At 36.3% G+C, this 24,509-nt stretch carries 22 protein-coding genes; 10 read left to right on the forward strand and 12 right to left on the reverse strand.

What is annotated here, in order from left to right; translation table 11 throughout:
* Positions 1 to 25: 25 nt before the first annotated feature.
* From ACFIMG_RS07495 to ACFIMG_RS07520, 6 genes are all read right to left on the reverse strand, one after another.
* Positions 26 to 3,025 carry a 2-oxoglutarate dehydrogenase E1 component gene (locus ACFIMG_RS07495; RefSeq protein WP_375678874.1) on the reverse strand — a complete coding sequence of 1,000 codons (3,000 nt, stop codon included), beginning with the start codon at positions 3,023 to 3,025 and terminating at the stop codon, positions 26 to 28.
* Between the two features lie 163 nt (positions 3,026 to 3,188).
* The gene (sucD, locus tag ACFIMG_RS07500) at positions 3,189 to 4,091 is read right to left on the reverse strand and encodes a succinate--CoA ligase subunit alpha (RefSeq protein ID WP_375678873.1); all 903 of its coding nucleotides are present in this window, start codon (positions 4,089 to 4,091) and stop codon (positions 3,189 to 3,191) included.
* A gap of 3 nt (positions 4,092 to 4,094) precedes the next feature.
* The gene (gene sucC, locus ACFIMG_RS07505) at positions 4,095 to 5,291 is read right to left on the reverse strand and encodes an ADP-forming succinate--CoA ligase subunit beta (RefSeq protein WP_375612755.1); all 1,197 of its coding nucleotides are present in this window, start codon (positions 5,289 to 5,291) and stop codon (positions 4,095 to 4,097) included.
* Positions 5,292 to 5,379: 88 nt separating this feature from the next.
* Positions 5,380 to 6,342, reverse strand: coding sequence for a malate dehydrogenase (gene mdh, locus ACFIMG_RS07510; RefSeq protein WP_375678872.1), 963 nt, complete (start codon positions 6,340 to 6,342; stop codon positions 5,380 to 5,382).
* 288 nt (positions 6,343 to 6,630) lie between these two features.
* Positions 6,631 to 7,830 (reverse strand): cell division protein ZapE, encoded by a 1,200-nt coding sequence (zapE, locus tag ACFIMG_RS07515; RefSeq protein WP_375678871.1) that lies wholly within the window; start codon positions 7,828 to 7,830, stop codon positions 6,631 to 6,633.
* Between the two features lie 98 nt (positions 7,831 to 7,928).
* On the reverse strand, positions 7,929 to 8,474 hold the full coding sequence (locus tag ACFIMG_RS07520; RefSeq protein WP_375678870.1) for an AprI/Inh family metalloprotease inhibitor: 546 nt from the start codon (positions 8,472 to 8,474) through the stop codon (positions 7,929 to 7,931).
* Positions 8,475 to 8,699: 225 nt separating this feature from the next.
* Between ACFIMG_RS07520 and dapF the strand changes: the two genes are divergently transcribed.
* From dapF to ACFIMG_RS07550, 6 genes are all read left to right on the forward strand, one after another.
* Entirely contained in the window at positions 8,700 to 9,551 is an 852-nt protein-coding gene (dapF, locus tag ACFIMG_RS07525) for a diaminopimelate epimerase (protein ID WP_375678869.1), read from the forward strand.
* On the forward strand, positions 9,551 to 10,834 hold the full coding sequence (gene mtaB / locus ACFIMG_RS07530) for a tRNA (N(6)-L-threonylcarbamoyladenosine(37)-C(2))-methylthiotransferase MtaB (protein WP_375678868.1): 1,284 nt from the start codon (positions 9,551 to 9,553) through the stop codon (positions 10,832 to 10,834). The genes dapF and mtaB overlap by 1 nt, the downstream gene beginning before the upstream one ends.
* Before the next feature lie 14 nt (positions 10,835 to 10,848).
* The gene (gene ftsY / locus ACFIMG_RS07535; RefSeq protein ID WP_375678867.1) at positions 10,849 to 12,102 is read left to right on the forward strand and encodes a signal recognition particle-docking protein FtsY; all 1,254 of its coding nucleotides are present in this window, start codon (positions 10,849 to 10,851) and stop codon (positions 12,100 to 12,102) included.
* A complete protein-coding gene (locus tag ACFIMG_RS07540; RefSeq protein WP_375620900.1) occupies positions 12,099 to 12,785 on the forward strand; it encodes a septation protein A in 687 nt (228 codons plus the stop codon). The genes ftsY and ACFIMG_RS07540 overlap by 4 nt, the downstream gene beginning before the upstream one ends.
* A 62-nt stretch (positions 12,786 to 12,847) precedes the next feature.
* A complete protein-coding gene (gloB, locus tag ACFIMG_RS07545) occupies positions 12,848 to 13,609 on the forward strand; it encodes a hydroxyacylglutathione hydrolase (RefSeq protein ID WP_375678866.1) in 762 nt (253 codons plus the stop codon).
* A 64-nt stretch (positions 13,610 to 13,673) separates the two neighbouring features.
* Positions 13,674 to 14,081, forward strand: coding sequence for a hypothetical protein (locus ACFIMG_RS07550; RefSeq protein WP_375678865.1), 408 nt, complete (start codon positions 13,674 to 13,676; stop codon positions 14,079 to 14,081).
* Positions 14,082 to 14,104: 23 nt separating this feature from the next.
* Here the strand turns inward: ACFIMG_RS07550 and ACFIMG_RS07555 are convergent, their stop codons facing one another.
* The 6 genes from ACFIMG_RS07555 to rho all read right to left on the reverse strand — a co-directional run bounded on the left by ACFIMG_RS07555 (position 14,105) and on the right by rho (position 21,073).
* Positions 14,105 to 15,001 carry a ParB/RepB/Spo0J family partition protein gene (locus tag ACFIMG_RS07555; RefSeq protein ID WP_375612765.1) on the reverse strand — a complete coding sequence of 299 codons (897 nt, stop codon included), beginning with the start codon at positions 14,999 to 15,001 and terminating at the stop codon, positions 14,105 to 14,107.
* 41 nt (positions 15,002 to 15,042) lie between these two features.
* Complete coding sequence (locus ACFIMG_RS07560; protein WP_273790170.1) at positions 15,043 to 15,840, reverse strand: ParA family protein; 798 nt, start codon at positions 15,838 to 15,840, stop codon at positions 15,043 to 15,045.
* 6 nt (positions 15,841 to 15,846) lie between these two features.
* A complete protein-coding gene (rsmG, locus tag ACFIMG_RS07565; RefSeq protein WP_375678864.1) occupies positions 15,847 to 16,494 on the reverse strand; it encodes a 16S rRNA (guanine(527)-N(7))-methyltransferase RsmG in 648 nt (215 codons plus the stop codon).
* Positions 16,494 to 18,362, reverse strand: a complete 1,869-nt coding sequence (gene mnmG, locus ACFIMG_RS07570) for a tRNA uridine-5-carboxymethylaminomethyl(34) synthesis enzyme MnmG (RefSeq protein WP_375678863.1) — start codon at positions 18,360 to 18,362, stop codon at positions 16,494 to 16,496. Before mnmG ends, rsmG begins: the two co-directional genes overlap by 1 nt.
* A gap of 106 nt (positions 18,363 to 18,468) precedes the next feature.
* Positions 18,469 to 19,776: a tRNA uridine-5-carboxymethylaminomethyl(34) synthesis GTPase MnmE gene (gene mnmE / locus ACFIMG_RS07575; RefSeq protein WP_375678862.1), complete on the reverse strand. Its 1,308-nt coding sequence runs from the start codon at positions 19,774 to 19,776 to the stop codon at positions 18,469 to 18,471.
* Between the two features lie 31 nt (positions 19,777 to 19,807).
* Entirely contained in the window at positions 19,808 to 21,073 is a 1,266-nt protein-coding gene (gene rho, locus ACFIMG_RS07580) for a transcription termination factor Rho (RefSeq protein ID WP_015857121.1), read from the reverse strand.
* A 553-nt stretch (positions 21,074 to 21,626) separates the two neighbouring features.
* Here rho and ACFIMG_RS07585 point away from each other — a divergent pair.
* The 4 genes from ACFIMG_RS07585 to coaE are packed head-to-tail and all read left to right on the forward strand — an operon-like array spanning position 21,627 to position 24,508.
* Positions 21,627 to 22,466 (forward strand): pyruvate, water dikinase regulatory protein, encoded by an 840-nt coding sequence (locus ACFIMG_RS07585; RefSeq protein WP_375678861.1) that lies wholly within the window; start codon positions 21,627 to 21,629, stop codon positions 22,464 to 22,466.
* Positions 22,463 to 23,059 (forward strand): Maf family nucleotide pyrophosphatase, encoded by a 597-nt coding sequence (locus ACFIMG_RS07590; RefSeq protein WP_375611343.1) that lies wholly within the window; start codon positions 22,463 to 22,465, stop codon positions 23,057 to 23,059. The genes ACFIMG_RS07585 and ACFIMG_RS07590 overlap by 4 nt, the downstream gene beginning before the upstream one ends.
* Complete coding sequence (locus ACFIMG_RS07595; protein WP_375678860.1) at positions 23,052 to 23,924, forward strand: shikimate dehydrogenase; 873 nt, start codon at positions 23,052 to 23,054, stop codon at positions 23,922 to 23,924. Before ACFIMG_RS07590 ends, ACFIMG_RS07595 begins: the two co-directional genes overlap by 8 nt.
* Positions 23,921 to 24,508 (forward strand): dephospho-CoA kinase, encoded by a 588-nt coding sequence (coaE, locus tag ACFIMG_RS07600; protein ID WP_375678859.1) that lies wholly within the window; start codon positions 23,921 to 23,923, stop codon positions 24,506 to 24,508. The genes ACFIMG_RS07595 and coaE overlap by 4 nt, the downstream gene beginning before the upstream one ends.
* Position 24,509: the final 1 nt, after the last annotated feature.

Raw genomic sequence — 24,509 nt, forward strand, 5'->3', positions numbered from 1 at the left:
TTCCATACATCAGAGTAGTAATAAATTAAGAACCTAACGCGTCTTTAAGAAACGCAGCCAGTTGTTCAAGGTGTTTCACCATTAACCCAGAGGCCGGTGACGCACTCGCAGGACGTCCTGCATAACGAGCACGTGAATATTGCGCATTAATATGCGTCAAAACCCATTCCAAATAAGGCTCAATAAATGACCAAGCCCCCATGTTTTTTGGTTCCTCTTGGCACCAAAAAACTTCCGCCTGCAAAAAGCGCGATAATACATTCACCAAAACTTTTGCAGGGAAAGGATAAAGCTGTTCAACACGAAGGAGGTAAACATCATCAATACCCCTTTTTTCACGTTCTTCATAAAGGTCGTAATAAACCTTACCAGTACAAAGAACGACACGGCGAATCTTATTATCTTTTTGCAACTTAATGACAGAATCTTTGAGACATTCTGCATCATCAAGCAACACACGACAAAAACTTGTTTCTGGCCCCATTTCATTGAGAAAAGAAACAGCTCTCTTATGACGTAAAAGTGATTTCGGTGTCATCAAAATCAATGGCTTCCGGAAATCACGCTTAATTTGTCGACGCAAAATATGAAAATAATTTGCAGGGGTTGTACAATTAGCAACCTGCATATTATCTTCCGCACAAAGTTGAAGAAACCGTTCTAAACGTGCAGAAGAATGCTCCGGCCCTTGCCCTTCAAAACCATGAGGCAATAAACACACAAGACCAGACATACGAAGCCACTTACGCTCTGCGGATGAAATAAATTGATCAAAAATGACCTGTGCACCATTAGAGAAATCACCAAATTGTGCTTCCCAAAGTGTTAATCCTCGTGGTTCAGCAAGAGAATATCCATATTCAAAACCAAGAACAGCTTCTTCAGAAAGCATAGAATTAACAACGTCATAAAGCGCTTGCCCCTTTTGTAAATGATTCAAAGGAATATAACGCGCCTCATTTTCTTGGTCATAAAGAACTGAATGACGTTGTGAAAAAGTTCCCCGTTCAACATCTTCACCGGAAAGACGAACCGGTGCTCCTTCCAAACAAAGTGAACCAAAAGCTAAAGCTTCAGCAGTTGCCCAGTCAACACCCTCACCGGTTTCAAAAATTTTAGCACGATTATTTAAAAAACGTTGAATGGTTTTGTGAACGTGAAAATCTGCCGGAATTTCAACAATTTTCTGACCAATTTCCTTTAAAGTTTTTAATTCAACACCAGTTGTTCTAGAATGCTGCTCATCAGAACTACTAAAAGCTTTGAGTCCCGTCCAGCTTCCATCAAGCCAATCAGCCTTATTAGGTTTATAAGAAGCACTTGCTTCAAGTTCACCTTCAAGCTTATCGCGCCATAATTTTTTTTGTTGCTCAATTTCTTCTGAAGTAACCATTCCTTCTGCTACCAATTGGTCACTATAAAGTTGAAGTGTTGTTTTATGATTACGTATTGCTTTATACATAAGCGGCTGCGTAAAGGAAGGTTCATCACCTTCATTATGCCCATAACGGCGATAACAAAACATATCAATAACCACTGGTTTATGGAAAATTTGGCGAAACTCTGTTGCTATTTTGGCAACAAAAACAACTGCCTCAGGATCATCACCATTCACATGGAAAATTGGTGCGTCAATCATTTTTGCGACATCTGATGGATAAGGCGAAGAACGTGAAAAACGTGGAGATGTTGTAAAACCAATCTGGTTATTGATAATAACATGAAGTGAGCCTGCAACACGATAACCTTTAAGACCTGAAAGACCAAAAGTTTCTTGGATAACGCCTTGTCCTGCAAAAGCGGCATCACCATGAATAAGCAATGGCATCACTTTTGAACGCTCACTTAATGGGAGTAAATCAGTATGCGCAGGTCCCATAAGTTGATCTTGTTTAGCACGTGCTTTTCCCATGACAACCGGATCAACAATCTCAAGATGAGATGGATTGGCCAACAGCGATAAATGAACTTTTTTACCATCAAAGTCCAGATCAGCGGTAGTTCCCAAATGATATTTGACATCACCGGATCCCTCCACATCATCAGGCTTGTAAGATCCCCCTTTGAATTCATGAAAAATAGCCCTATGCGGTTTGGCAAGAACTTGTGAAAGAACATTTAAACGACCACGATGTGCCATTCCTAAAATAACTTCCCTAACCCCCAAAGCACTACCACATTTGATAATCTGTTCAAGAGCGGGAATCAGCGCCTCACCACCATCGAGTCCAAAACGCTTTGTACCTTTATATTTAGTGTCTAAAAACTGTTCGAATCCCTCTGCCTGAATAAGCTTATTCAGAATAGCTTTCTTGTCTTGTTGTGTGAAAGAATTTTTTTTATCTCGCCCTTCAATGCGTTCTTGAAGCCATACTTTCTGAACCGGATCAGAAACATGCATATATTCCACACCGATTGTTGAACAATAGGTACGATTGAGAATCTCAAGCATTTGCGGAATAGTTGCATATTCCAACCCTAAAACATTATCAATAAAAATGGGACGCTCGTAATCAGCTGGAGTAAAACCATAAGCTTCTGGAGAAAGTTCCTTATAATCTTCTTGTTTTTCGGCCAATTGAAGAGGGTCAAGTTGCGCATGAAGATGTCCCCGTTCTCGAAACGCACGAATCATCATAATTGCATGAACGGAATCACGTGTTGCACGAATAATATCTTGTTCACTGGAAGTTTTTCCCTTTTGTGCAGCACCTGTTATTGCTTTTTCCTTTAATTTATCGCCAAAATATTTTTCAAGAGAAGACCAATCACCATCAAGAGCAGAAATCAATTCACCCTCTGCTTTTAATGGCCAATGATCACGCTGCCATGTTGCTCCTTCAGCATTTTTAAGAACATCTTCTTTATTATCATGAAGTCCTTCAAAAAAAGCACGCCACTGTGAATCAACACTGGTAGGATCTTTTTCATATTGAGCATAAAGTTGATCTATATAATCCGCATTCCCACCATAAAGAAATGATGTCTGTGCAAAAAGGCTATTTATTTCGTCCTGCCTTGCCATATACTTCTCCGGAACATTTATTCCGTCTCCTTATATCTCTTTTTGACCTTTAAATGCTTACAAACAAGCAGTGATTCGAACATTCAAAAAAGTTTTACCTTTTTATACTCAAGCTTTTTCACCTGAATCTAAGAACCTTTTCTTATTCAGGTGAAACTTTCTTTTAGCCTTTCAAAACTGACATCAAAGTCTTACCTATCTGTGATGGCGAAGAAGACACACGAATCCCAGCTGATTCCATTGCCGCAATTTTATCTTCTGCTCCACCTTTACCACCAGAAATAACAGCACCAGCATGTCCCATTGTCCGTCCTGGAGGAGCCGTACGGCCAGCAATAAAGCCAACAACTGGCTTTTTACGACCTTTTCTTGCTTCATCTTGCAAAAACTGTGCTGCTTCTTCTTCAGCAGAACCACCAATCTCACCAATCATAACAATAGACTGGGTTTCATCATCCGCTAAAAACATTTCCAACACATCAATAAATTCAGTGCCCTTAACAGGATCGCCACCAATCCCTATAGCAGTTGTTTGTCCGAGACCTTCCTGACTCGTTTGAAAAACGGCTTCATAAGTTAAAGTTCCCGACCTCGAGACAACCCCAACAGAACCTTTTCTAAAAATAGAACCAGGCATAATACCAATTTTACATTCATTTGGTGTAAGAATACCGGGACAATTAGGACCAATAAGACGAGACTTTGAGTTTTCTAATCGCGCCTTCACTTTAACCATATCCATAACGGGAATACCTTCCGTAATACAGATAATTAAACGAACTTCAGCTGCTATAGCCTCTATAATAGCTGCCGCAGCCCCTGCAGGAGGAACATAAATAACGGAAGCATCTGCACCTGTTTTTTCTTTTGCTTCTGCAACATTAGCGAAAATAGGAAGAGCTTCGCCTTTTGAACCTTCCCATGTTTCTCCACCCTTTTTAGGATTAACGCCACCAACCATTTGCGTACCATGATAAGCAAGCGCCTGTTCTGTATGAAATGTTCCTGTTTTTCCTGTAAGCCCTTGAACGAGAACTTTTGTCTCTTTATTCACAAGAATTGACATAGCTTAAGCTCCCTTCACGGCTGCAACAATTTTTTGGGCAGCATCATCTAAATCATCAGCAGGAATAACATTCAAACCACTCTCATTGATAATTGCTTTACCTTGCTCAACATTAGTACCTTCAAGACGAACAACCAAGGGAACCTTTAAACCAACCTCACGAACAGCAGCAACCACACCTTCAGCAATGACATCACAACGCATAATACCACCAAAAATGTTAACTAAAATGCCCTTAACATTTGGATCGGCCGTAATAATTTTAAAAGCAGCTGTCACCTTTTCTTTTGATGCTCCACCACCAACATCCAAAAAATTCGCTGGCTCTGCTCCATAAAGCTTAATGATATCCATTGTTGCCATAGCAAGCCCAGCACCATTAACCATGCAACCAATCGTACCCTCAAGAGCAACATAAGCAAGATCATGCTTTGATGCTTCTATTTCCTTTGGATCTTCCTCTGAAAGATCGCGCAATTCTAAAATATCTGGATGACGAAACAGAGCATTATTATCAAAAGAAACTTTCGCATCAAGAACACGCAAGTGACCATCTTTCATCACAATAAGCGGATTGATTTCTAAAAGGCTCATATCTTTTTCACAAAATGCCTTATAGAGAATCGGAAAAAGCTTTTCACCATCTTCTCGCGCACTACTTTGTAGTTTCAACGCATCACAAAGTCTTGCACAATCAGCAGAAGTAACACCCTCTACAGCATCAATGGGAAGCGTGAATATTTTTTCTGGTGTCTCTTCAGCAACCGTTTCAATATCCATTCCACCTTCTGTTGAAACAACAAAAGCAATTCGACCAACGCTACGATCAACCAAAAGTGAAAGATAAAGCTCCCGTTCAATATCGGCACCATCTTCAATATAAAGGCGGTTGACCTGCTTACCCTCTGGACCAGTTTGTTTGGTTACCAAAGTTTTTCCAAGCATTTCTTGAACATTTGCAACAACTTCTTCAACAGATTGTGCAAGCCGAACACCACCCTTTGCATCAGGACCAAGTTCTTTAAACTTACCCTTACCACGACCACCAGCGTGTATCTGACTTTTAACCACATAGAGAGGTCCGGGCAATTTTTCCGCCCATTTTTCAGCTTGCTCTACAGAATAAACAGCGACACCATTTGCAATTGGTGCTCCATATTCATGAAGCAGACGTTTGGCCTGATACTCATGGATATTCATGCATTTGTCCTTTTCTTTTATGGATCTTATTAATCCTAAAGTTTTAACATTCTAAATACTTATTTTAATGAATTAAATCTTGTTCAATTTACTTGAGACTAGGTACAAGAGCAATACAAGCTTCACAAAGCTTTTTAACCGCATTTACTGAATGATCAAAAGCACCTCTTTCTTCTTTATCAAGATCAATTTCAATGACTCGTTCAACACCACCTGCACCAAGTACAACAGGTACCCCAACATAGGTATCATTAACCCCATATTCTCCTGAAAGATAAGCTGCAACAGGCACAACACGCTTAGTATCCTTTAGGTAGGCCTCAGCCATAGAAACAGCAGAAGCTGCTGGTGCATAATAAGCAGAACCTGTTTTTAACAAACTAACAACCTCTGCACCACCATCACGGGTACGTTGAATAATTTGATCAATTCTTTCCTGTGTTGTCCAACCCATTTTAACAAGATCAGGCAAAGAAATACCACCAACTGTTGAATAACGCACCAAGGGCACCATTGAATCACCATGCCCACCTAAAACAAAAGCTGTCACATCTTTGACAGAGACTTTAAATTCTTCAGATAAAAAATAACGAAAACGCGCTGAATCCAGAATACCAGCCATACCAACCACTTTATGCACTGGAAGACCTGAAAATTTCTGCAATGCCCATACCATTACATCAAGGGGATTTGTAACACAAATAACAAACGCTGAAGAAGCGTATTTTTTAATTCCAGCTCCAACTTGTTCCATAACCTTTAAATTAATACCCAAAAGATCATCACGGCTCATACCAGGTTTTCGTGCAACGCCTGCTGTTACAATAACAACATCAGCACCTTCAATTGCTTCATAAGCATTAGCACCTTTTAGACTGATATCAAAACCATCAACGGGAGAAGATTCGGCTATATCTAGAGCCTTACCTTGTGGTACACCTTCTGTAATATCAAATAAGACCACATCAGCAAGCTCTTTAAGCCCAATAATATGTGCTAAAGTACCACCAATCATACCTGAACCAATGAGAGCTATTTTTTTCCGTACCATTTTATTTTTTCCTAACTTTTAGATAATTCAGCGCACACCCATCAACGTCCGTATACTGAATATTTTTGACTTCAACCATATTCAAACAATATCATAAAAAGGAGTAAAGAAATGAAATTTACAAATTTATCTCCTTACAGAAACAACAACCCTCCGCTGAAACAACTATTAGAAAATTATCACGATGTATCGATAAAGTGAATTTAAAAAAAATACAACAGAATTATTATATTTCTTTAATTTCAAAAAGTTATTGTTTTGACAGTTTACGTAAAGGTAAAAGTATAATCAATGCTTCTTCTTCAAAAGAAAATGTTCTTCCCAAAGTTTTAAATAATCGTAGCTTTGCATTTCGAAAAGACGTGATTGTGTTCTTTGAAATTCAAATGTTTCCGTAATCTGCGCATGCCCTTTATACAAATCCCCTATCCCTGCGGCTGCCGACATAAACAACCGTATATGCCGCTCATAAAGAATATCAATAAGCAAAATAAACCGTTTTGTTTCATTGCGACATGTATCATCCATGACCGGTACATTATCAATAAAAATCGTATGATAACGCTCCCCTAATAACAAATATTCAGCCGCGGCCAAAGGCTTTTCACATAAATCCCCATAATCAAAACGAGCACATCCTGCACCAAAGCGCGGAATAGGAATAATGCGCCCTTTTATAGAAAGCTCATCAGATGTCTCCTTATGTCCTTGCAATACAAGTGTCCATGCTTGATCCATATATTCATTTGCTGGGACCCCCAACGGCGACACATACACCTGTTGTAGATTTGATTTTTCAAGGCGATAATCTGTTTTTGCATCAAGATTAACAACACGAACATATGCTTTCAAAACTTGAATAAAAGGCAAAAAGAGCTCACGATTCAAACCGTTACAATAAAGGTTATCCGGCGCCACATTTGAAGTTGCAATAAAGAAAATTCCTTTATCAAACAGAGCAGAAATAAGCCGCCCCAATACCATAGCATCAGCAATATCCGTTACACTAAACTCATCAAAACAAAGTACTTTTGCTTCTCGTGCAAGATCCTCAGCAACAGCTAAAATAGGATTATCTTGTTTAAATTTTGCACACCCAGATGCTTGACGATAAAAATTAATACGCTCATGCACATCAGCCATAAAATCATTAAAATGGGCACGCTTTTTATGACCTTTAGGCAAACAAGAAAAGAACAAATCCATCAGCATGGTTTTGCCCCGTCCTACTTCACCATAAATATACAGTCCCTGAAAAAAACCTGTTTCATCTCCTTGTTTTACAACGCAAGAAATATTTTGTTTTTTCCTTTTAAATATTCTGTTAAAGAAAGAGCAAAATATCCAAGGCAAAGGATGAGAGATATTTTGTTCCGCAATTTTTTTTAATAAATAATCAAAATATCCTGTTATAGCTAATTGAGCGGGATCAAAACAAACCTCTCCTTTAGCGACAAGCTCCTTATAACGTGTTGAAACGAGAATCATCCAAAAAACCTTTTTCAAACCGATCTCAATGAAAAATACAAATACTTTTCAAGAATCTGTCCGTCTAGTTTAGTTTGTCATAAACGATCAAAAATGATTTAACGACTTAAAATAACGGGATGATCATCAAGTGTACGTCCCTCAAAACGATCAACATTTGAAGAATAAAAAACGAGGATAACACGTCCAGAGTTATTATAAAAATATAATCTTTTTCCTTTAACAGCCCACGATCTCACTTGGGAAGCAATTCCTGGACAGTGTAAAGGACCAGCACGGTACCCTTGTCCAAACTTTGTTTGTGGAGTTGCAATCCGGCAAACTTTTCCTCCCATAGAAAGATTCCACACCCCAGCAACACTTGCAGGAAATAAATCAGTGGCATTACTTGGCAATTCGAGACTAGCCATTCGTCCATCGCTCTGAGAATCTCCTTTTTCATACATCGGAGCATTTGCATCTTCAGATATCGACGAAGAAGTAGACGACAGATCAGACGCTTCTAATATTGTCATTTGTTGAGATGGATAAAAAACTTCTAATGCGTTACCATCGTCATTACCATCAAACCGTGTTGTTGAACACCCCCCTAAAAACATTACAGTTGATAGTGCAACGAAAAACGAAACTTTTGAAAACGCCATGTCTGTACTCTCTCCCACGACAATAAATAAGTTCACAAAAAAATTAAGCGAATATTTGTTATAGTTACAAAGATAAATTAACAAATTAAAAAAAACAGGTTAAAATCACTTATTTTAAAAGAAATAATTTATGTACCCAATTTTATATTTATTAAACACTAGAAATTTATAATATTTTCAGTCATATATCTTTTTATAAGTAATCATTAGAAATAGAGAAGTTTCATGAAAACGCCATTTAGCAAAATGGACGGTCTTGGAAATCAAATTATTGTTGTTGATATGCGTGAAAGCACATGCGCTCTTACACCACAAGCAATCCTTGCTTTGTCGGCAGATCCTGAAATGCATTTTGATCAAATCATGGCTATCCACACACCAACCCAGAAAAAAACCGACTTCCGCATAGAAATATGGAATGCCGACGGATCAATGGCTAAAGCTTGTGGCAATGGTACCCGCTGTGTCATCGCATGGCTTAAAGATCACAATTTTGGTGAAAAATTTCATTTAGAAACTCCCGCTGGAATTATTGAAGGAAAATACCAAACCGATAATCTCATTTCTGTTGATATGGGATGCCCAAATTTCAATGCAAAAGAGATGCCTGTTTCACGTGAAATAGTTGATACCAATCACGTAGAAATTATGGCTGGTCCCCTAAAAGACGCTTGTCTCATATCCATTGGCAATCTCCATGCTATCTTTTTTGTTGAAAATGATATTCAACATATTCCATTAGAAAAATATGGGCCAAAACTTGAACATGATCCCCTGTTTCCCGAACGGTGCAATATTTCCATTGCTTGCATAACGTCAAAGAAAAGTCTAAATTTACGTACATGGGAGCGAGGGGCAGGATTAACACAAGCATGTGGGAGTGCTGCTTGTGCAAGTGCAGTGGCTGCTTATCGTCGTGGACTTACAGAGCGCCATGTTGATGTAAATTTACCAAAGGGAACACTTAATATTTTTTACCGAGAAGACGATCATATTATCATGACAGGACCAATTAAATATCACTTTAGTGGTTTTTTAAGCCCTTTAACAGGGTGTTACAAAAAGGATCACTCCTGATGGCAATAGAAATTGTAACTTTTGGTTGTCGACTTAATAGCTACGAATCGGAAATCATTCGCAAAGAAAGTACTTTTTCAGGGCTAGATCAACTTAAAGATGGTGCTATTATCTTTAATACCTGTGCTATCACTGCCGAAGCCGTACGACAAGCAAAACAAGCTATCCGCAAAGCAAGACGTGAAAATCCTCATGCGCGTATCATTGTAACAGGGTGTGCAGCCCAAACAGAAGCACAAAATTTTGCCTCAATGACAGAAGTAGATCTTGTTTTAGGAAACGAAGATAAACTTCACGCTCATTCTTATCGTCAACTTCCTGATTTTGGTATTAATCATTCTGAAAAGGTGCATATCAATGACATTATGGAAGTACAAAAAATTGCTCCACATATGGTCAGTGCAATGCAAGAGCGCACCCGCGCTTTTGTACAGGTACAAAACGGATGCGATCACCGCTGTACATTTTGCATTATTCCTTATGGACGAGGACCATCTCGTTCAGTTCCCATGGGTGCTGTCATAGAACAAATTAAAAAGCTGATAGGTGGGGGTATCCAAGAAGTGGTCCTTACAGGTGTTGACCTTACAAGTTATGGCCACGATCTTCCTGGAAAAGCTACTCTAGGAAAATTAACTTCAACTATTTTGCATCATGTCCCTGACTTAGCCCGATTACGCCTCTCATCTATTGACTCTATTGAAGCAGACGAAGAACTCATAAATCTTTTAGCTTATGAAACAAGAATCATGCCCCATTTGCATTTATCTTTGCAAGCAGGTGATAATATGATTTTAAAACGGATGAAACGGCGTCATCTGCGCGAACATGCCATTCAATTTTGCCAAGAATTGCGTGCCAAACGTTCTACAATGGTTTATGGTGCCGACTTAATTGCTGGTTTTCCTACAGAAACAGAAGAGATGTTTCAAAATAGTCTTGCCTTAATCAAAGACTGTAATTTAACCCATCTCCATGTCTTCCCCTTTAGTCCAAGAGAAGGAACACCTGCCGCACGTATGCCACAAATCAATCGTAAAATAGTTAAGCTGCGTGCTGAAAAATTGCGTAAAGCAGGTGATATGGCTTACCAAAAGCATCTTGCTCATTTACAAAACAGTCTACAAACAATTCTCGTTGAAAAAGATGAAATCGGACGAACAGAAGATTATACTCTTGTACAAGTTAAAGGTGCAAAAGCAGGAACAATTGTTCAAGCCCTTATCGTTGATCATGATGGCGATAAATTGATTGCTGTCCCTCCAAAATTAAACGCTGCTTGAGCAGGAGAATTCTTATGACTAAATCTTTTATAAAAAAAATATTCTCTTTTAACAAATCTCAAGAGCAAGAAATTGAACAACAGATTTCTATTCCTGATAAAAGCGATATAATAGAAGAAAATAAAGGCAAAAATGAAAAGACAAAAAATAATCAAATCTCTATAAACACAGAAAAAGAAGAACAAACAAAAAATCCAGAGTCAATACTTACAAAATATGATGAAAAATCTCCATTTCTAGAATCCCATTCTGATAAAATTCCCTTTTCTGGTAAAATTATTGTCACAGACAACATCCGTGAAAAAAAGAATGAAGAAATTTTATCTGAACCTTCTGTTGAACAAAAAAAGACAGCGTGGTTTGGGCGCCTTAAAAAAGGCCTATCCCTTTCTTCACAACGCCTAAGCGGATCAATTGGCGATCTCTTTGTTAAAAGAAAACTTGATGAAGATACATTGCAAGAGCTCGAAGATATTCTTATCCAAGCTGACATAGGTGTAGAGACGGCAACACGCATCACAAATACTTTAGCTTCCAGTCGTTACGGAAAAAACCTCTCCCCAGATGATATTCATACTATTGTAGCTGATGAGGTCAAAAAAGTTCTGGAACCTGTTGCAATACCATTAGAACTTGATCTCAGCCATAAACCTCATGTTATTTTGCTGGTAGGTGTAAATGGCACTGGAAAAACGACAACTATTGGAAAACTTTCAGCCAAATTAACAGAAGGGGGATTAAAAGTTATGCTAGCAGCAGGTGATACTTTCCGAGCCGCTGCTATTGAGCAACTACACATTTGGGGTGAACGTACCAATTCTCCTGTTATTTCGACAAAATTGGGTGCAGATGCCGCCAGCTTAGCATTTGATGCTTATGAAAAAGCAAAAAAAACAAACAGTGATGTATTAATTATTGATACAGCAGGGCGTTTACAAAATAAATCTGAATTAATGGATGAGTTGGCAAAAATTATTCGTGTTTTAAAAAAACACACCCCCCAAGCACCCCACACAATCCTTCAAACTCTTGATGCAACAACCGGACAAAATGCACTCAACCAAGTGGACATTTTCAGTGATATTGCTGGTGTTAATGGTTTAGTTATGACAAAGCTAGATGGGACTGCACGAGGAGGAATTCTTGTCGCTATCGCAGCAAAATATAAATTACCCGTTTATTTTATCGGTATAGGAGAAGATATTGAAGACCTTCAACCCTTTTCTGCTTCTGACTTTGCCGAAACTATTGCAGGAAAACACGCATGAAACAGCCTTTATCTAATCTTAATTTACACAATAATTCTGAAAAAAAGATGAATAACAATAAAAAAATTTCTCTCTCACCAACACTTAAGTTTCTTTTGGAAATGGGTCCATTGGTTGCCTTCTTTTTTGCCAATTATAAGGGAGAATGGCTGATAAAAAACATTGGATTTTTTCAAAATTTTAGTAAGCCTATTTTCCCTGCAACAGCTATTTTTATGGTGGCTATTATTATTTCCCTAAGCTTATCATGGATCCTTGCAAGACAAATTCCTATTATGCCTCTTATTTCAGGAATATTTGTTTTAGTTTTTGGCTTTCTAACTCTCTGGCTTCATAATGAAACTTTCATAAAAATGAAACCAACAATCATTAATAGCTTATTTGCTTTTATACTTTTTGGTGGGATGTTTTTTAAAAAACCACTTTTACGTTATGCTCTTGATTCTACCTTAAAACTTGATGATTTAGGTTGGCAAAAACTTACCTATCGTTGGGCGTTTTTTTTCATTTTTCTTGCCATTTTGAATGAAATAATTTGGCGTAATTTTAGCGATAATTTCTGGACAAGTTTCAAAGTATTTGGCGTCATGCCTATAACAGTCCTTTTCATGCTTACCCAAATGCCTATAATTATAAAACATTCAAAAGGACTTTTTACAGAAGAGGACAAATCTGATTCTTAAAAAAATCATCACTACCGATTATTTTATAGATTCATCGCCAAACACTGTTCGGGAGAAAAAATATGTTGATTGAACAGTTTATTTGTCGAGAAGACAATTTCGGTGTACTCCTTCATGATGAAAAAAGTGGTATGACAGCTGCAATAGATGCTTCTGAAGGCAAAGCGATTCACAATGCCTTAAAGCGCCGCAATTGGACACTTGACACTATTTTTGTAACTCATCATCATCACGACCATGTAGAAGCCCTATCAGAATTAAAACAAGTTTACAACGCTACGGTTATCGGACCAGAAGCAGAAAAAGAAAAGATCAATCATCTTGATAAAACACTTCAACCTGATGAAAGTTTTTCTTTTGGCTCACACCTTCTTTTAGCTCTTTCAACACCTGGTCATACTCTAGGCGCATTATCTTACTATTTTCCTGAAAAGAATTTACTCTTTGCTGGAGATACACTTTTTTCATTGGGCTGTGGACGTCTTTTCGAAGGAACACCAGCACAAATGCTGAATTCTTTAAAAAAACTTCGTAAACTTCCTGATGAAACACTTCTCTATTGTGGACACGAATATACAAAAAATAACGCTCTTTTCGCACTAACAATTGACCCACATAATAAAAAACTCCACCAAAGAATAGAGGAAGTTTTTTTGCTACGTGCAAAAAATGCTATGACTTTACCAGTAACCTTAGGGCAAGAAAAAGCCACCAATCCCTTTCTCCGCTGGGATGATAGTGTATTGCGAAAGAACCTTGTAATGGAAGAAAAAACAGATGAAGAAGTTTTTGCTGAAGTTCGAAGAAGAAAGGATAATTTTTAACCATGCTTAAGTTCGTATTACGTTTGTTTCATCTTTTCTTTTCGTGATACATATTCAACAAACAATGGCAGAAGAAAAGGAAACAGATAATTCTTCTCTTATAGCACCTCTCATTGCAAATTATCCCTTAACGGAAGATTTTCTTTTAAAGCTGGAAAGAATTGAAAAAGAATGTAAAAACTTACTTCCAGAAAAAAATAATCTTATAACTTATGATTCTAGTATTCACTCTAGTATTGAAAACTACACTACCTATATTTCTAGTAAACCAAAACTTGTGAATATTTTAAAAGAAAATAATATAACACCGAAAGATTTTGTTGTTTCTCACCTAGCACTTCAAGCGACATTGTATGTACTTACTGATGAAGAAAATTCTACTTATGAAAAAAACTCTTTACCTGCAAGAAATATAGAATTTTCTAAAGAGCATATGTATAGAATAATAAAAATTTTAAAAGATAACTGTTAAAAAAATCTTTTTAGAACAATTGATTAACTTTGTAAACGCCGACAAATTTCATCTAATTGTTCTAATGAAGAGTAATGTATTTTTAAATCTCCACCTTTTTTACCATGTCGAATAATAACTTTCATTCCTATCACATCTGCAAGTAATTTTTCTAAAGATTTTGTTTCAGCATCTTTCTCCGTATTGGTACGCTTTTTAGTTTTAGGATTAGCTTGCTCATATGCAAGTATTTCTGTTTGACGTACTGAAAGCCCTTCACGAATAATTTTCTCAGCTAAATTTTGTGGATCATCAACGGTTATAAGACAACGTGCATGACCTGCAGAAAGTTGTCCATCAGTTAAGAATTGTTGTACTTTTTCTGGAAGTTTTAACAAACGAAGCGTATTTGCAACATGACTACGACTTTTTCCTATAACTTGCGCTAAATCTACTTGCGTATAATCATGTTCATTTAGAAGCATCTCATATCCCTTTGCTTCTTCGATAGGATTAAGATCTGCACGTTGAACATTTTCAATAATTGCCAATTCCAAAGCCGTTTTATCGTCCACATCACGAATAATAACGGGTAATTGACTTAAATTTGCACGTTGTGCTGCACGCCAGCGCCGTTCACCCGCAATCAATTCAAACCGATGAGGATGATCTCTTAAAGGCCTCACAATAACCGGTTGAACCACACCGTGTTGACGAATTGATTGTGTCAAATTATCAAGCTCTGTTTCAGTAAAATGACGCCGAGGATTGTGAGGATTACATGAAATAGATTCAATAGAAATAAATCGCTCAGAAAGACTACCGGATTCATTTAATTTATCAAAGCTTGATGAACGTGCAATATTGTTGTTTAAATTGATATCTCCAATCAATGCCGCTAATCCACGTCCTAGTCTTTTTTTTGATAGATCATCGTTCATAATTTTGCTCTTTGAGTTTTCTTACAAAAAATTTTACATTTTTAAGCAGCAGCACGTGCTTGTTTTTCACGTTGAATCATTTCTGATGCTAGACGCAAATAAGCTTGGCTCCCAGCACATTTAAGATCATAAAGCAATACAGGTTTGCCAAAAGAAGGCGCTTCTGATACTCTTACATTTCGTGGAATAACAGTACGATAAACTTTATCTCCCATAAAAGAACGTACATCTTCAACAACTTGATTTGAAAGGTTATTACGTCCATCATACATTGTTAGAACAATACCTTGGATCTCTAAAGATGGATTAAGTACGGATCGCACTTGTTTTACTGTTTCAAGTAATTGACTTAAACCTTCAAGTGCTAAAAATTCACACTGCATAGGCACTAAAACAGAATCCGCAGCCCCCATAGCATTAAGTGTTAAAAGATTAAGGGAGGGAGGACAATCAATTAAAATATAATTGAATTTTTTTTCCATTTCCGGATCATCATAGAGAGCTTTACGTAAGCGTTGTATGCGATCTTTTGATGAAGAAATTTCCATTTCCACACCTAAGAGATCAAGTGTAGAGGGAACTATATAAAGATTGGGTACGGCTGTTTTTAAAGCCGCCTGTGTAATTGAAACGCCCGAAACCAAAACATCATAAGAAGATAAAGGACGGCTATTACGATCAATCCCTAAACCTGTACTAGCATTACCTTGTGGATCAACATCCATAATAAGGACATTTTCACCAATAGCCGCTAAAGCTGTAGCAAGATTAATTGCTGTGGTTGTTTTTCCGACTCCACCCTTTTGGTTTGCAATAGCGATAATTCGTGTTTCGCTCATTTTGCTCTACCCTCTATATGATCGAATATGAGAAATTTCCAAAATAACAGAATTTTCATCAACTTTACTTTTATGTTTTAACAGATCAAAGTGCCAATTGGCAGAGGCATTTTTTATTTCTGTAGCGTAATCCCGACCTTTTTGCAAAAGAGCTATTGTTTTTTCTGTTAATAAAGGAAAAATGAGTTGTAAAAGAGTATCAAGCGGCGCTAATCCCCGTGCCGTTATAATATCAGATATGGGAATTTTTTGATATATATCTTCAATTCTAGCGTGATAAACCGTTGCTGGAAGATTAAGTTGAGCAATAACTGTTCGCAAAAAAGCAACTTTTTTCCCATTACTTTCAACAAGATTAATATGTCCTGCTTTTTTTTCTTTCAAAAAGATAGCAATCACAATTGCAGGAAAACCTCCTCCTGATCCTAAATCACACCAATGTAAAGAATGAGCATACAAAGGAAAAATTTGTGCTGAATCTAGAATATGTCGTGTCCATAGATCTGGTATAGTTGTAGCAGATATCAAATTAATATGTGCATTCCACTGAAGTACTAAAGACTCAAACTGAATTAAATTTTCCATCGTTTCACGTGAAACAGAAGGAACAATATTTAATAATTGTTGATATTTTTTTTCTGTAGAAAAATTCATTAAGCTGTTTTAGCCTTTTCACGTCGTTGACGTTGAATATGTGTAATAATAAGCGATAACGCGGCGGGTGTCATACCATCAATTTTTTGTGCATCAGCAATTGAACGCGGCGACACTTCTTGAATTTTTGATTTAAGTTCATTTGAAAGACCTGAAATTGCCTGAACATCAAGAGAAGAAGGAATTTCTAAACGTTCATCTCTCTGAAGAGAGGCAATATCTTGTGCTTGTTTATCTAAATAAACCGCATATTGTGCTTCAATTTCTAAAGATTCTGCTGTTTTAGAATCAATTGTTTGTAATTGTGGCCAAAAATCTGAAAGACGCTCTAAGGTCATATGAGGATAAGCAAGAAAATCATAAGCCGAACGCCGAATTCCATCATGATTAACATGTAATCCATGAGCAGAAGCTTCATTGGGTGTTAAAAAAAGATTTTGACATATTGATCGTGCTTGATCAAGCCGTTGTTGTTTTTTCTGATAACATTCCCAACGTATTTTACTCACAATACCCCATTTTTGTGCCAAAGGTGTTAAACGTGTATCAGCATTATCAGATCGTAAAGATAAACGAAATTCAGCACGTGATGTAAACATCCTATAAGGTTCACAAACACCACGTGAAACCAAATCATCAATCATAACACCAATATAAGCAGTAGAACGACTTATAAGTATTTCATCTAATTTACCTACTTTACGTGCAGCATTTAATCCAGCTAAAAGTCCTTGTGCTGCTGCTTCCTCATATCCTGTTGTACCATTAATTTGGCCTGCTAAGAACAAACCCGGTAAAGAACGTAATTCTAAGTTTTTTGTTAATTGTTGTGGATTAACAAAATCATATTCAATAGCATAACCAGGTTGTAAAACTATAGCATTTTCCAATCCTTCAATGGTTTTCAATAGAGAAATTTGTACATCTTCAGGAAGAGAAGTAGAAAGACCATTTGGATAAACAGTATCATCATTTAATCCTTCTGGTTCCAGAAAGATCTGATGTCCATCACGTTCTCCAAATTTAACAATTTTATCTTCAACAGAAGGACAATAACGTGGTCCTAACCCTTCAATACTTCCAGAATATAAAGCAGAGAGATAAATATTCTCGCGAATAATTTGATGTGTTTTCTCATTTGTACGTGTTATTGCACATTCAATTTGTGGTTGTTCAATTTTCTCTGTTAAAAGAGAAAAGGGTATGGGATTTTCATCTGCTTGTTGTTTTTGGAGAGCTTCCCAAGCAATTGTTTTTTTACTCAAACGAGCAGGGGTTCCTGTTTTTAATCGTCCAAGTTTTATATGATATTTTTTCAAATGTTCAGCAAGTTTTACACTTGACTGATCTCCCATACGACCAGCAGCCCATGTTTTATTACCAATATGAATAAAGCCATTTAAAAACGTACCTGTTGTTAAAACAACAGCACCAGAAAAAATTGTTCCTTGTTTTTTTAAAATAACACCTGATACACAATTATCTTTAACAACCAGATCAATAACTTCATCCTCAATAAGAGTAAGATTTTCTTGTTCTTTTAATAATTTTTGAATTGCTTTTTTATAAAGTTGTCTATCTGCCTGTGTCCGTGGTCCTCTTACTGCCGGTCCTTTACGTCTATTAAGTAGTCTAAACTGAATTCCAGCAGCATCTGCTGCTCTTCCCATAAGACCATCTAACGCATCTATTTCACGAACTAGATGCCCTTTTCCAAGTCCACCAATAGCAGGATTACACGACATTGTTCCCAGTGCTGATATTTTATGTGTAACAAGCGCTGTTTTGGCTCCTACACGTGCTGAAGCTGAAGCCGCTTCACAGCCAGCATGACCACCACCAACAATAACAACATCATATGATTGCATTTAATTAATTCCGTAGAAAATATTCTAAGGTTTCACGTGAAACAGGATATAAATTACATAATCTTTATAATCTGTCTATGAAATAATCAATGTTTCACGTGAATCATTATTTACCAACACAAAATTCTGAAAAAATAATATCAAGCAAATCTTCAACATCAATATCTCCTGTAATTTTCCCAAGAAAATCACTTGCACAACGGAGATGTTCTGCACGTAAACTGAGATCAAGAGAATGATAATTAAGAGAAAATTCAATCTCTTTAACAGCCTGCTTTAATAATTGAAGTTGCCTTTTACGTGCTGGAACAATATTTCCAATTTTAGAAGCACGATAATGACAAAATGATTCAAGTTCTTTTATAAAACAATCAAAATTTAAACCAGTTAATGCGGAAAATTGTATAGACCAACGCTGATCATTTTTTTCATAAAGATCAAGCTTATTGCCAACACACCATATTTCAGCCGATGTTTCTGGTAAATCAACTTGCTTAGGATTTCCTATATCATAAACCAAAATAACCAAATCAGCTTCCCTAACATGCTGTTTAGCAATTTCTATTCCCATCTGTTCTATTTTATTTTCTGTTTTTCTAAAACCAGCAGTATCGGTTAAAAAAATAGGTAAACCACCAAGAATAATTCTCATTTCTAAAGCATCACGGGTTGTTCCTGCTTCTTCCGTTACAATAGCAACAGATCTTCCCGAAAGACGATTCATAATGCTTGATTTTCCAGAATTTGGAGCACCAGCAATAACAATTTTTAATCCATCACGTAAAATACTCGCACGTTCTCCTTCAGTAATATATTCCCGAATAGAAGTACAAAGATCCTGAACATCTTTCCAAACTTTATCAGATATTGCGTTGGGAATATCTTCTTCATCAACAAAATCAAATTCTGCCTCAATAAAAGCACGCGCCTTCATAAGCTTATGACGCCAATCACGATAAAGCGTCGTTAAATGTCCACTTGTACCCATAACAGCTAAACGCCGTTGGCTTTCCGTTTCTGCTTCTATTAAATCAGCAAGACCTTCTGCTTGAACAAGATCTAATTTTCCTTCCATAAAAGCACGACGTGAAAATTCACCTGCTTCTGCAATACGGCATCCAGAAAATGTCGACAATTCATCGAGAAAACGATTAACGACTGCTTTTCCTCCATGTAAATGGAATTCTGCACAATTTTCCCCCGTAAAACTATGAGGAGCAGGAAAAAAAACAGTTAAACCAGAATCTAAAAAACTACCATCACGAGCAGTAAGATTTCCATAATGCATAAAACGTGCTTTAGGTAAACGACCACAAAGCGTTTTAACTATATCCACAACATGAGGACCAGAAAGCCGAATGACTGCAACCCCTGAAGGTAACAATCCACTCGAAACAGCAAAGATTGTATCCACAGGTTTTATCCTAATAAAAACTTTAATGACTCTACGTATTCATTGAATCAAAAAATTCACTATTGTTTTTTGTTTGCTTTAATTTATCAATCAAAAATTCAATTGCATCTGTTACATTCATAGATGCTAAAATACGACGAAGAACAAAAATTTTGTGTAAATCTTGTCGTTCTACCAGAAGTTCTTCCTTACGCGTTCCTGACTTTAAAATATCCATAGCAGGAAAAATACGTTTATCAGCAACTTTTCGATCAAGAACAATTTCCGAATTACCTGTTCCTTTAAATTCTTCAAAAATAACCTCATCCATACGACTTCCTGTATCAATCAAAGCCGTTGCAATAATGGTTAAAGATCCGCCTTCTTCAATATTACGTGCTGCACCAAAAAAACGCTTTGGACGCTGGAGGGCATTTGCATCCACACCACCTGTTAAAACTTTACCCGAAGAAGGAACAACTGTATTATATGCACGCCCAAGACGTGTAATAGAATCGAGAAGAATAACAACATCACGCCCATATTCAACAAGACGTTTGGCTTTTTCAATAACCATTTCTGCCACTTGTACGTGACGTATTGCAGGTTCATCAAAAGTAGAAGAAACCACTTCTCCTTTTACTGAACGCTGCATATCAGTAACTTCTTCTGGTCGTTCATCAATTAAAAGAACAATGAGATAACATTCAGGATGATTAGTGGTAATAGAATGAGCAATATTTTGAAGTAAAACTGTTTTTCCCGTCCGAGGAGGAGCTACAATTAACCCTCTTTGTCCTTTTCCCAATGGAGATATCAAATCAATCACACGTGATGACATATCTTTCTCTGTAGGATCTTGTATTTCCATTTGGAAACGTTCATTTGAATAAAGAGGAGTAAGATTATCAAAGTGGATTTTATAACGAATCTTTTCAGGTTTTTCGAAATTAATTGTATTAATTTTAAGGAGAGCAAAATAACGTTCTCCCTCTTTTGGACTGCGTATGGGGCCTTCAATTGTATCGCCTGTTTTTAAAGAAAACGACTGTATTTGTGCAGGTGAAAGATAAATATCATCAGGACCAGGAAGATAATTAGCATCAGCAGATCTCAAAAATCCAAATCCGTCTTGTAAAACTTCAACAACACCTTCTCCTATAATTTCAACGTCTTGTAGAGCAAGTTTTTTCAAGATAGCAAACATTAATTCTTGTTTGCGCATAAGGGAGGCATTTTCAACTTCTAATGTTTCAGCAAAAGAAACAAGCTCAACGGGATTTTTGCTTTTAAGTTCTTGTAGTTTCATTTTTTGCATGAAATATGCTCTTTGTAATTAAGGAGAAGATTGTTCTAAATAATTTATGGAAATTTATGAGTGAAATATTATTAAGAAAATAATATCCTACACTCAATTTTTTTAATCTGCAAGTACCATTTATATGAAATTTGTTCCTGTAATATTAAGTAATTATATGAAAAACTTGAAAAAATATAAAATCCAAATAGTATTTAATTATTTTAATAACAAAAATGTGAGTTAGGATTATAGCATTAATGAAATGCTATTCAAAAGTATTTTTTACAGAAATTTATATTAATAAATTTATATTAAAGAAAGGATTATTCTTATTTATAACTGTGTTTAGTGTGGATTATTATTTATCCTCAATTTTATCCACAAAAGGAACTGAAAAAAGAATAAAAATATCACTATCTTAAAGATATTATCCCCTCTTTTTTTATAAGAGGGATTAAATTATCACAAGCATTTAATTTGTGCATAAAAAAGGAGAATTTTTCATAAATTTTAGTTTTATAAAAAACGGTGAGGATATATACACATGTCTTAACAAGGAGTTAAAATTTTTGTGACAAAAGAAAAAAAAATCTTTCATTTACACATGCTTTCTGATGCAACAGGAGAAACATTAATTTCTGTTGGAAGAGCTGTAGCATCGCAATATGCAATGATTCAGGCAACAGAGCATATCTATCCTATGATTCGTAATAGAATACAGTTACAGAAAGCTCTTGATGAAATACAACAAGAGCCAGGTATTGTTCTTTACACAATGATTGATGAAGAACTTAAACTACTCCTTCAAAAAAAATGCAAAAAAATAGAAGTTCCCTGTATTGATATATTGCATCCTGTTTTAAATGCTTTTCAGTCTTACCTTGGAATGCCAACACATTTACGTGCGAGCGCACAACATGATCTTAATGCAGATTATTTTCGCCGTATTGAGGCACTGGATTTTACAATAGAGCATGATGATGGACAGTCTTTCAGTAGCTTATCCGAAGCAGATGTGATCCTTGTGGGAATTTCAAGAACCTCTAAAACACCAACAAGCATCTATTTAGCAAATCGCGGAATCAAAACGGCTAATGTTCCTCTTATTCCAGGAATTGATTTGCCAGAATCTCTTTTAGAGGTAAAAAATTCTTTAATTATTGGTTTAATTGCTTCAGCTGAAAGAATCTCACATATTCGTCAAAATAGAGATTTAGGAGAAGGTTTTGCTCTTGATAATTATACTAATCGTATCAACATAGCTGAAGAATTAATCCATGCAAAACGCATTTGCGAACGTTTTGGTTGGCCTATTATTGATGTCACAAGACGTTCTATTGAAGAAACTGCTGCTGCAATATTTGAACTGTTATCACGATTTCGTGAAGGAAATGAGAGAAAATTCTCATGAACGCAGATACTTTAATATTAGCATCTCTTAGTTTTTATCGTGCAAAATTATTAAAAAAAGCAGGCTTAAATTTTTCCATTGAAGGAGCTTCTTTTGATGAAAGAGAAGTAGAAAAAAAAGCAAAAGAAAAAACACCTAAAGAACTCAGCTGTTTTCTTGCGAGCGCAAAAGCAAAAAATGTTTCAGATCGTTTTCCTGATGCTTTCGTTATTGGTTGTGATCAAGTTCTTGATTTTGAAGGTCAAGTTTTTCACAAAGCAACAAATATTAAAGAAGCACATCAACGTTTATGTGAATTATCAGGAAAAACCCATTCTCTTCATAGTGCGGTAGCTTTATTTAAAAATGGTCAAAAAATTTGGGTTGAAGCTTTTAGTGCACATATGTCCGTCCGTTTACTCTCATCAGAATTTATTGAACGTTATTTAGCACGCGTAGGAAAAGATGTTTTAAACAGCGTGGGAGTATATCAAATTGAAGGAGAAGGAATTCATCTCTTTGAAAAAATTGAAGGAGATTTTTTTACCATTGTTGGTTTACCTTTGCTGCCTCTACTCATAAAACTGCGCCACTTAGGAATTATTGATGGTTGACTTAACAATAAAAAAAACAAATTATCCGCGTGCTTTTGTTATTGGTTCTCCAATTCATCATTCAAAATCGCCAAAAATTCACAATTTTTGGCTTAAACAATATGGTTTACAAGGAGAATATCTTGCACAAGAAGTAACATCTGAAGAGTTCAGTCATTTTATTGCGTCTTTACAAAAAATAGGCTTTTGTGGAGGAAATGTTACTTTGCCTTATAAACAGGAAGCTTTTCGTTTAGCAGATTATAAAGATGAGAGAGCAACAATGATTGGTGCTGTTAATACACTTTGGTATGAAGGAGATAAGCTTTGTGCCACGAATAGTGATGCCTATGGTTTTAGCGCTAATCTTGATGATTTTGCATCTGATTGGGGAGGGGAAACAGCTCTTGTTTTTGGAGCAGGTGGTGCCGCACGCGCTATCATATATGCCTTAAAAAGACGCGGTTTTGAACAGATTTATTTAATTAACCGTACAAAACAACGTGCTGATAATTTAGCTCAGCATTTTGGAAAAATCATTAAAGTTTACGATTGGCATAAAATCCATGAAATACTTCATCAAGCTGATTTGATTGTTAATACAACCTCTATTGGCATAAAAAGTCCAGAAGAAAAAAGTGATTCTTTTTTTTGCGATTTTCATAAAGCAAAAAAAACGGCATTAGTAACAGATATTATTTATACACCATTGATAACTCCTTTTTTACAACAGGCAAAGGCTTGTGATCTCAAGACGGTTGATGGACTTGGGATGCTTCTACATCAGGCTGTTATAGGGTTTGAACAGTGGTTCGGAATAAGACCACAGGTAACAAAAGCGTTACGGACAGCTATTTTAGAGGATATGAGTGAAAAAAGAGAATGAAGATCATAGGATTAACGGGATCAATTGCTATGGGAAAATCAACAGTTGCTGATTTTTTCAAGCAAGCGGGTATTTCTGTTTTTAGTGCTGATGAAGCAGTACAACAGCTTTATAAAAGTGAGCCAGCTTTGTCATTCATAGAGCGTATTTTTCCTGGTGTGGTTGAAAACGGAGAAGTTAACCGTTTGAAACTTTCTGAAATTTTGATTGATGATAAGGAAAAATTACAAACATTAGAAAAAATAATTCATCCTTTGGTGCAAGAAAAAGAAAGGGAATTTATTGATATAGCGCGTGAACAAGGGAAAAAATTAGTTATTCTTGATATTCCACTTCTGTTTGAAAAAAATGGTGAAAGTCGTGTGGATAGCGTTATTGTTGTTTCTGCTCCACCAGAAATACAAAAAGAACGTGTAATGATTCGCCAAGGTATGAATGAGAGAAAATTTGCCTTTATCAACGCTCAACAAATGCCAGATGAAAAAAAACGAGAACGCGCTGATTTTATTATTGATACAGGGAAAGATTTAGAGAATACACGTCAACAGGTTTTTGATGTGATAAAAAAATTGCTAAAGAATTAAA

Origin of the sequence: Bartonella sp. AP11XZML, from assembly GCF_042196445.1 — a bacterium.
In the GTDB taxonomy this organism is placed as follows: Bacteria; Pseudomonadota; Alphaproteobacteria; order Rhizobiales; family Rhizobiaceae; genus Bartonella.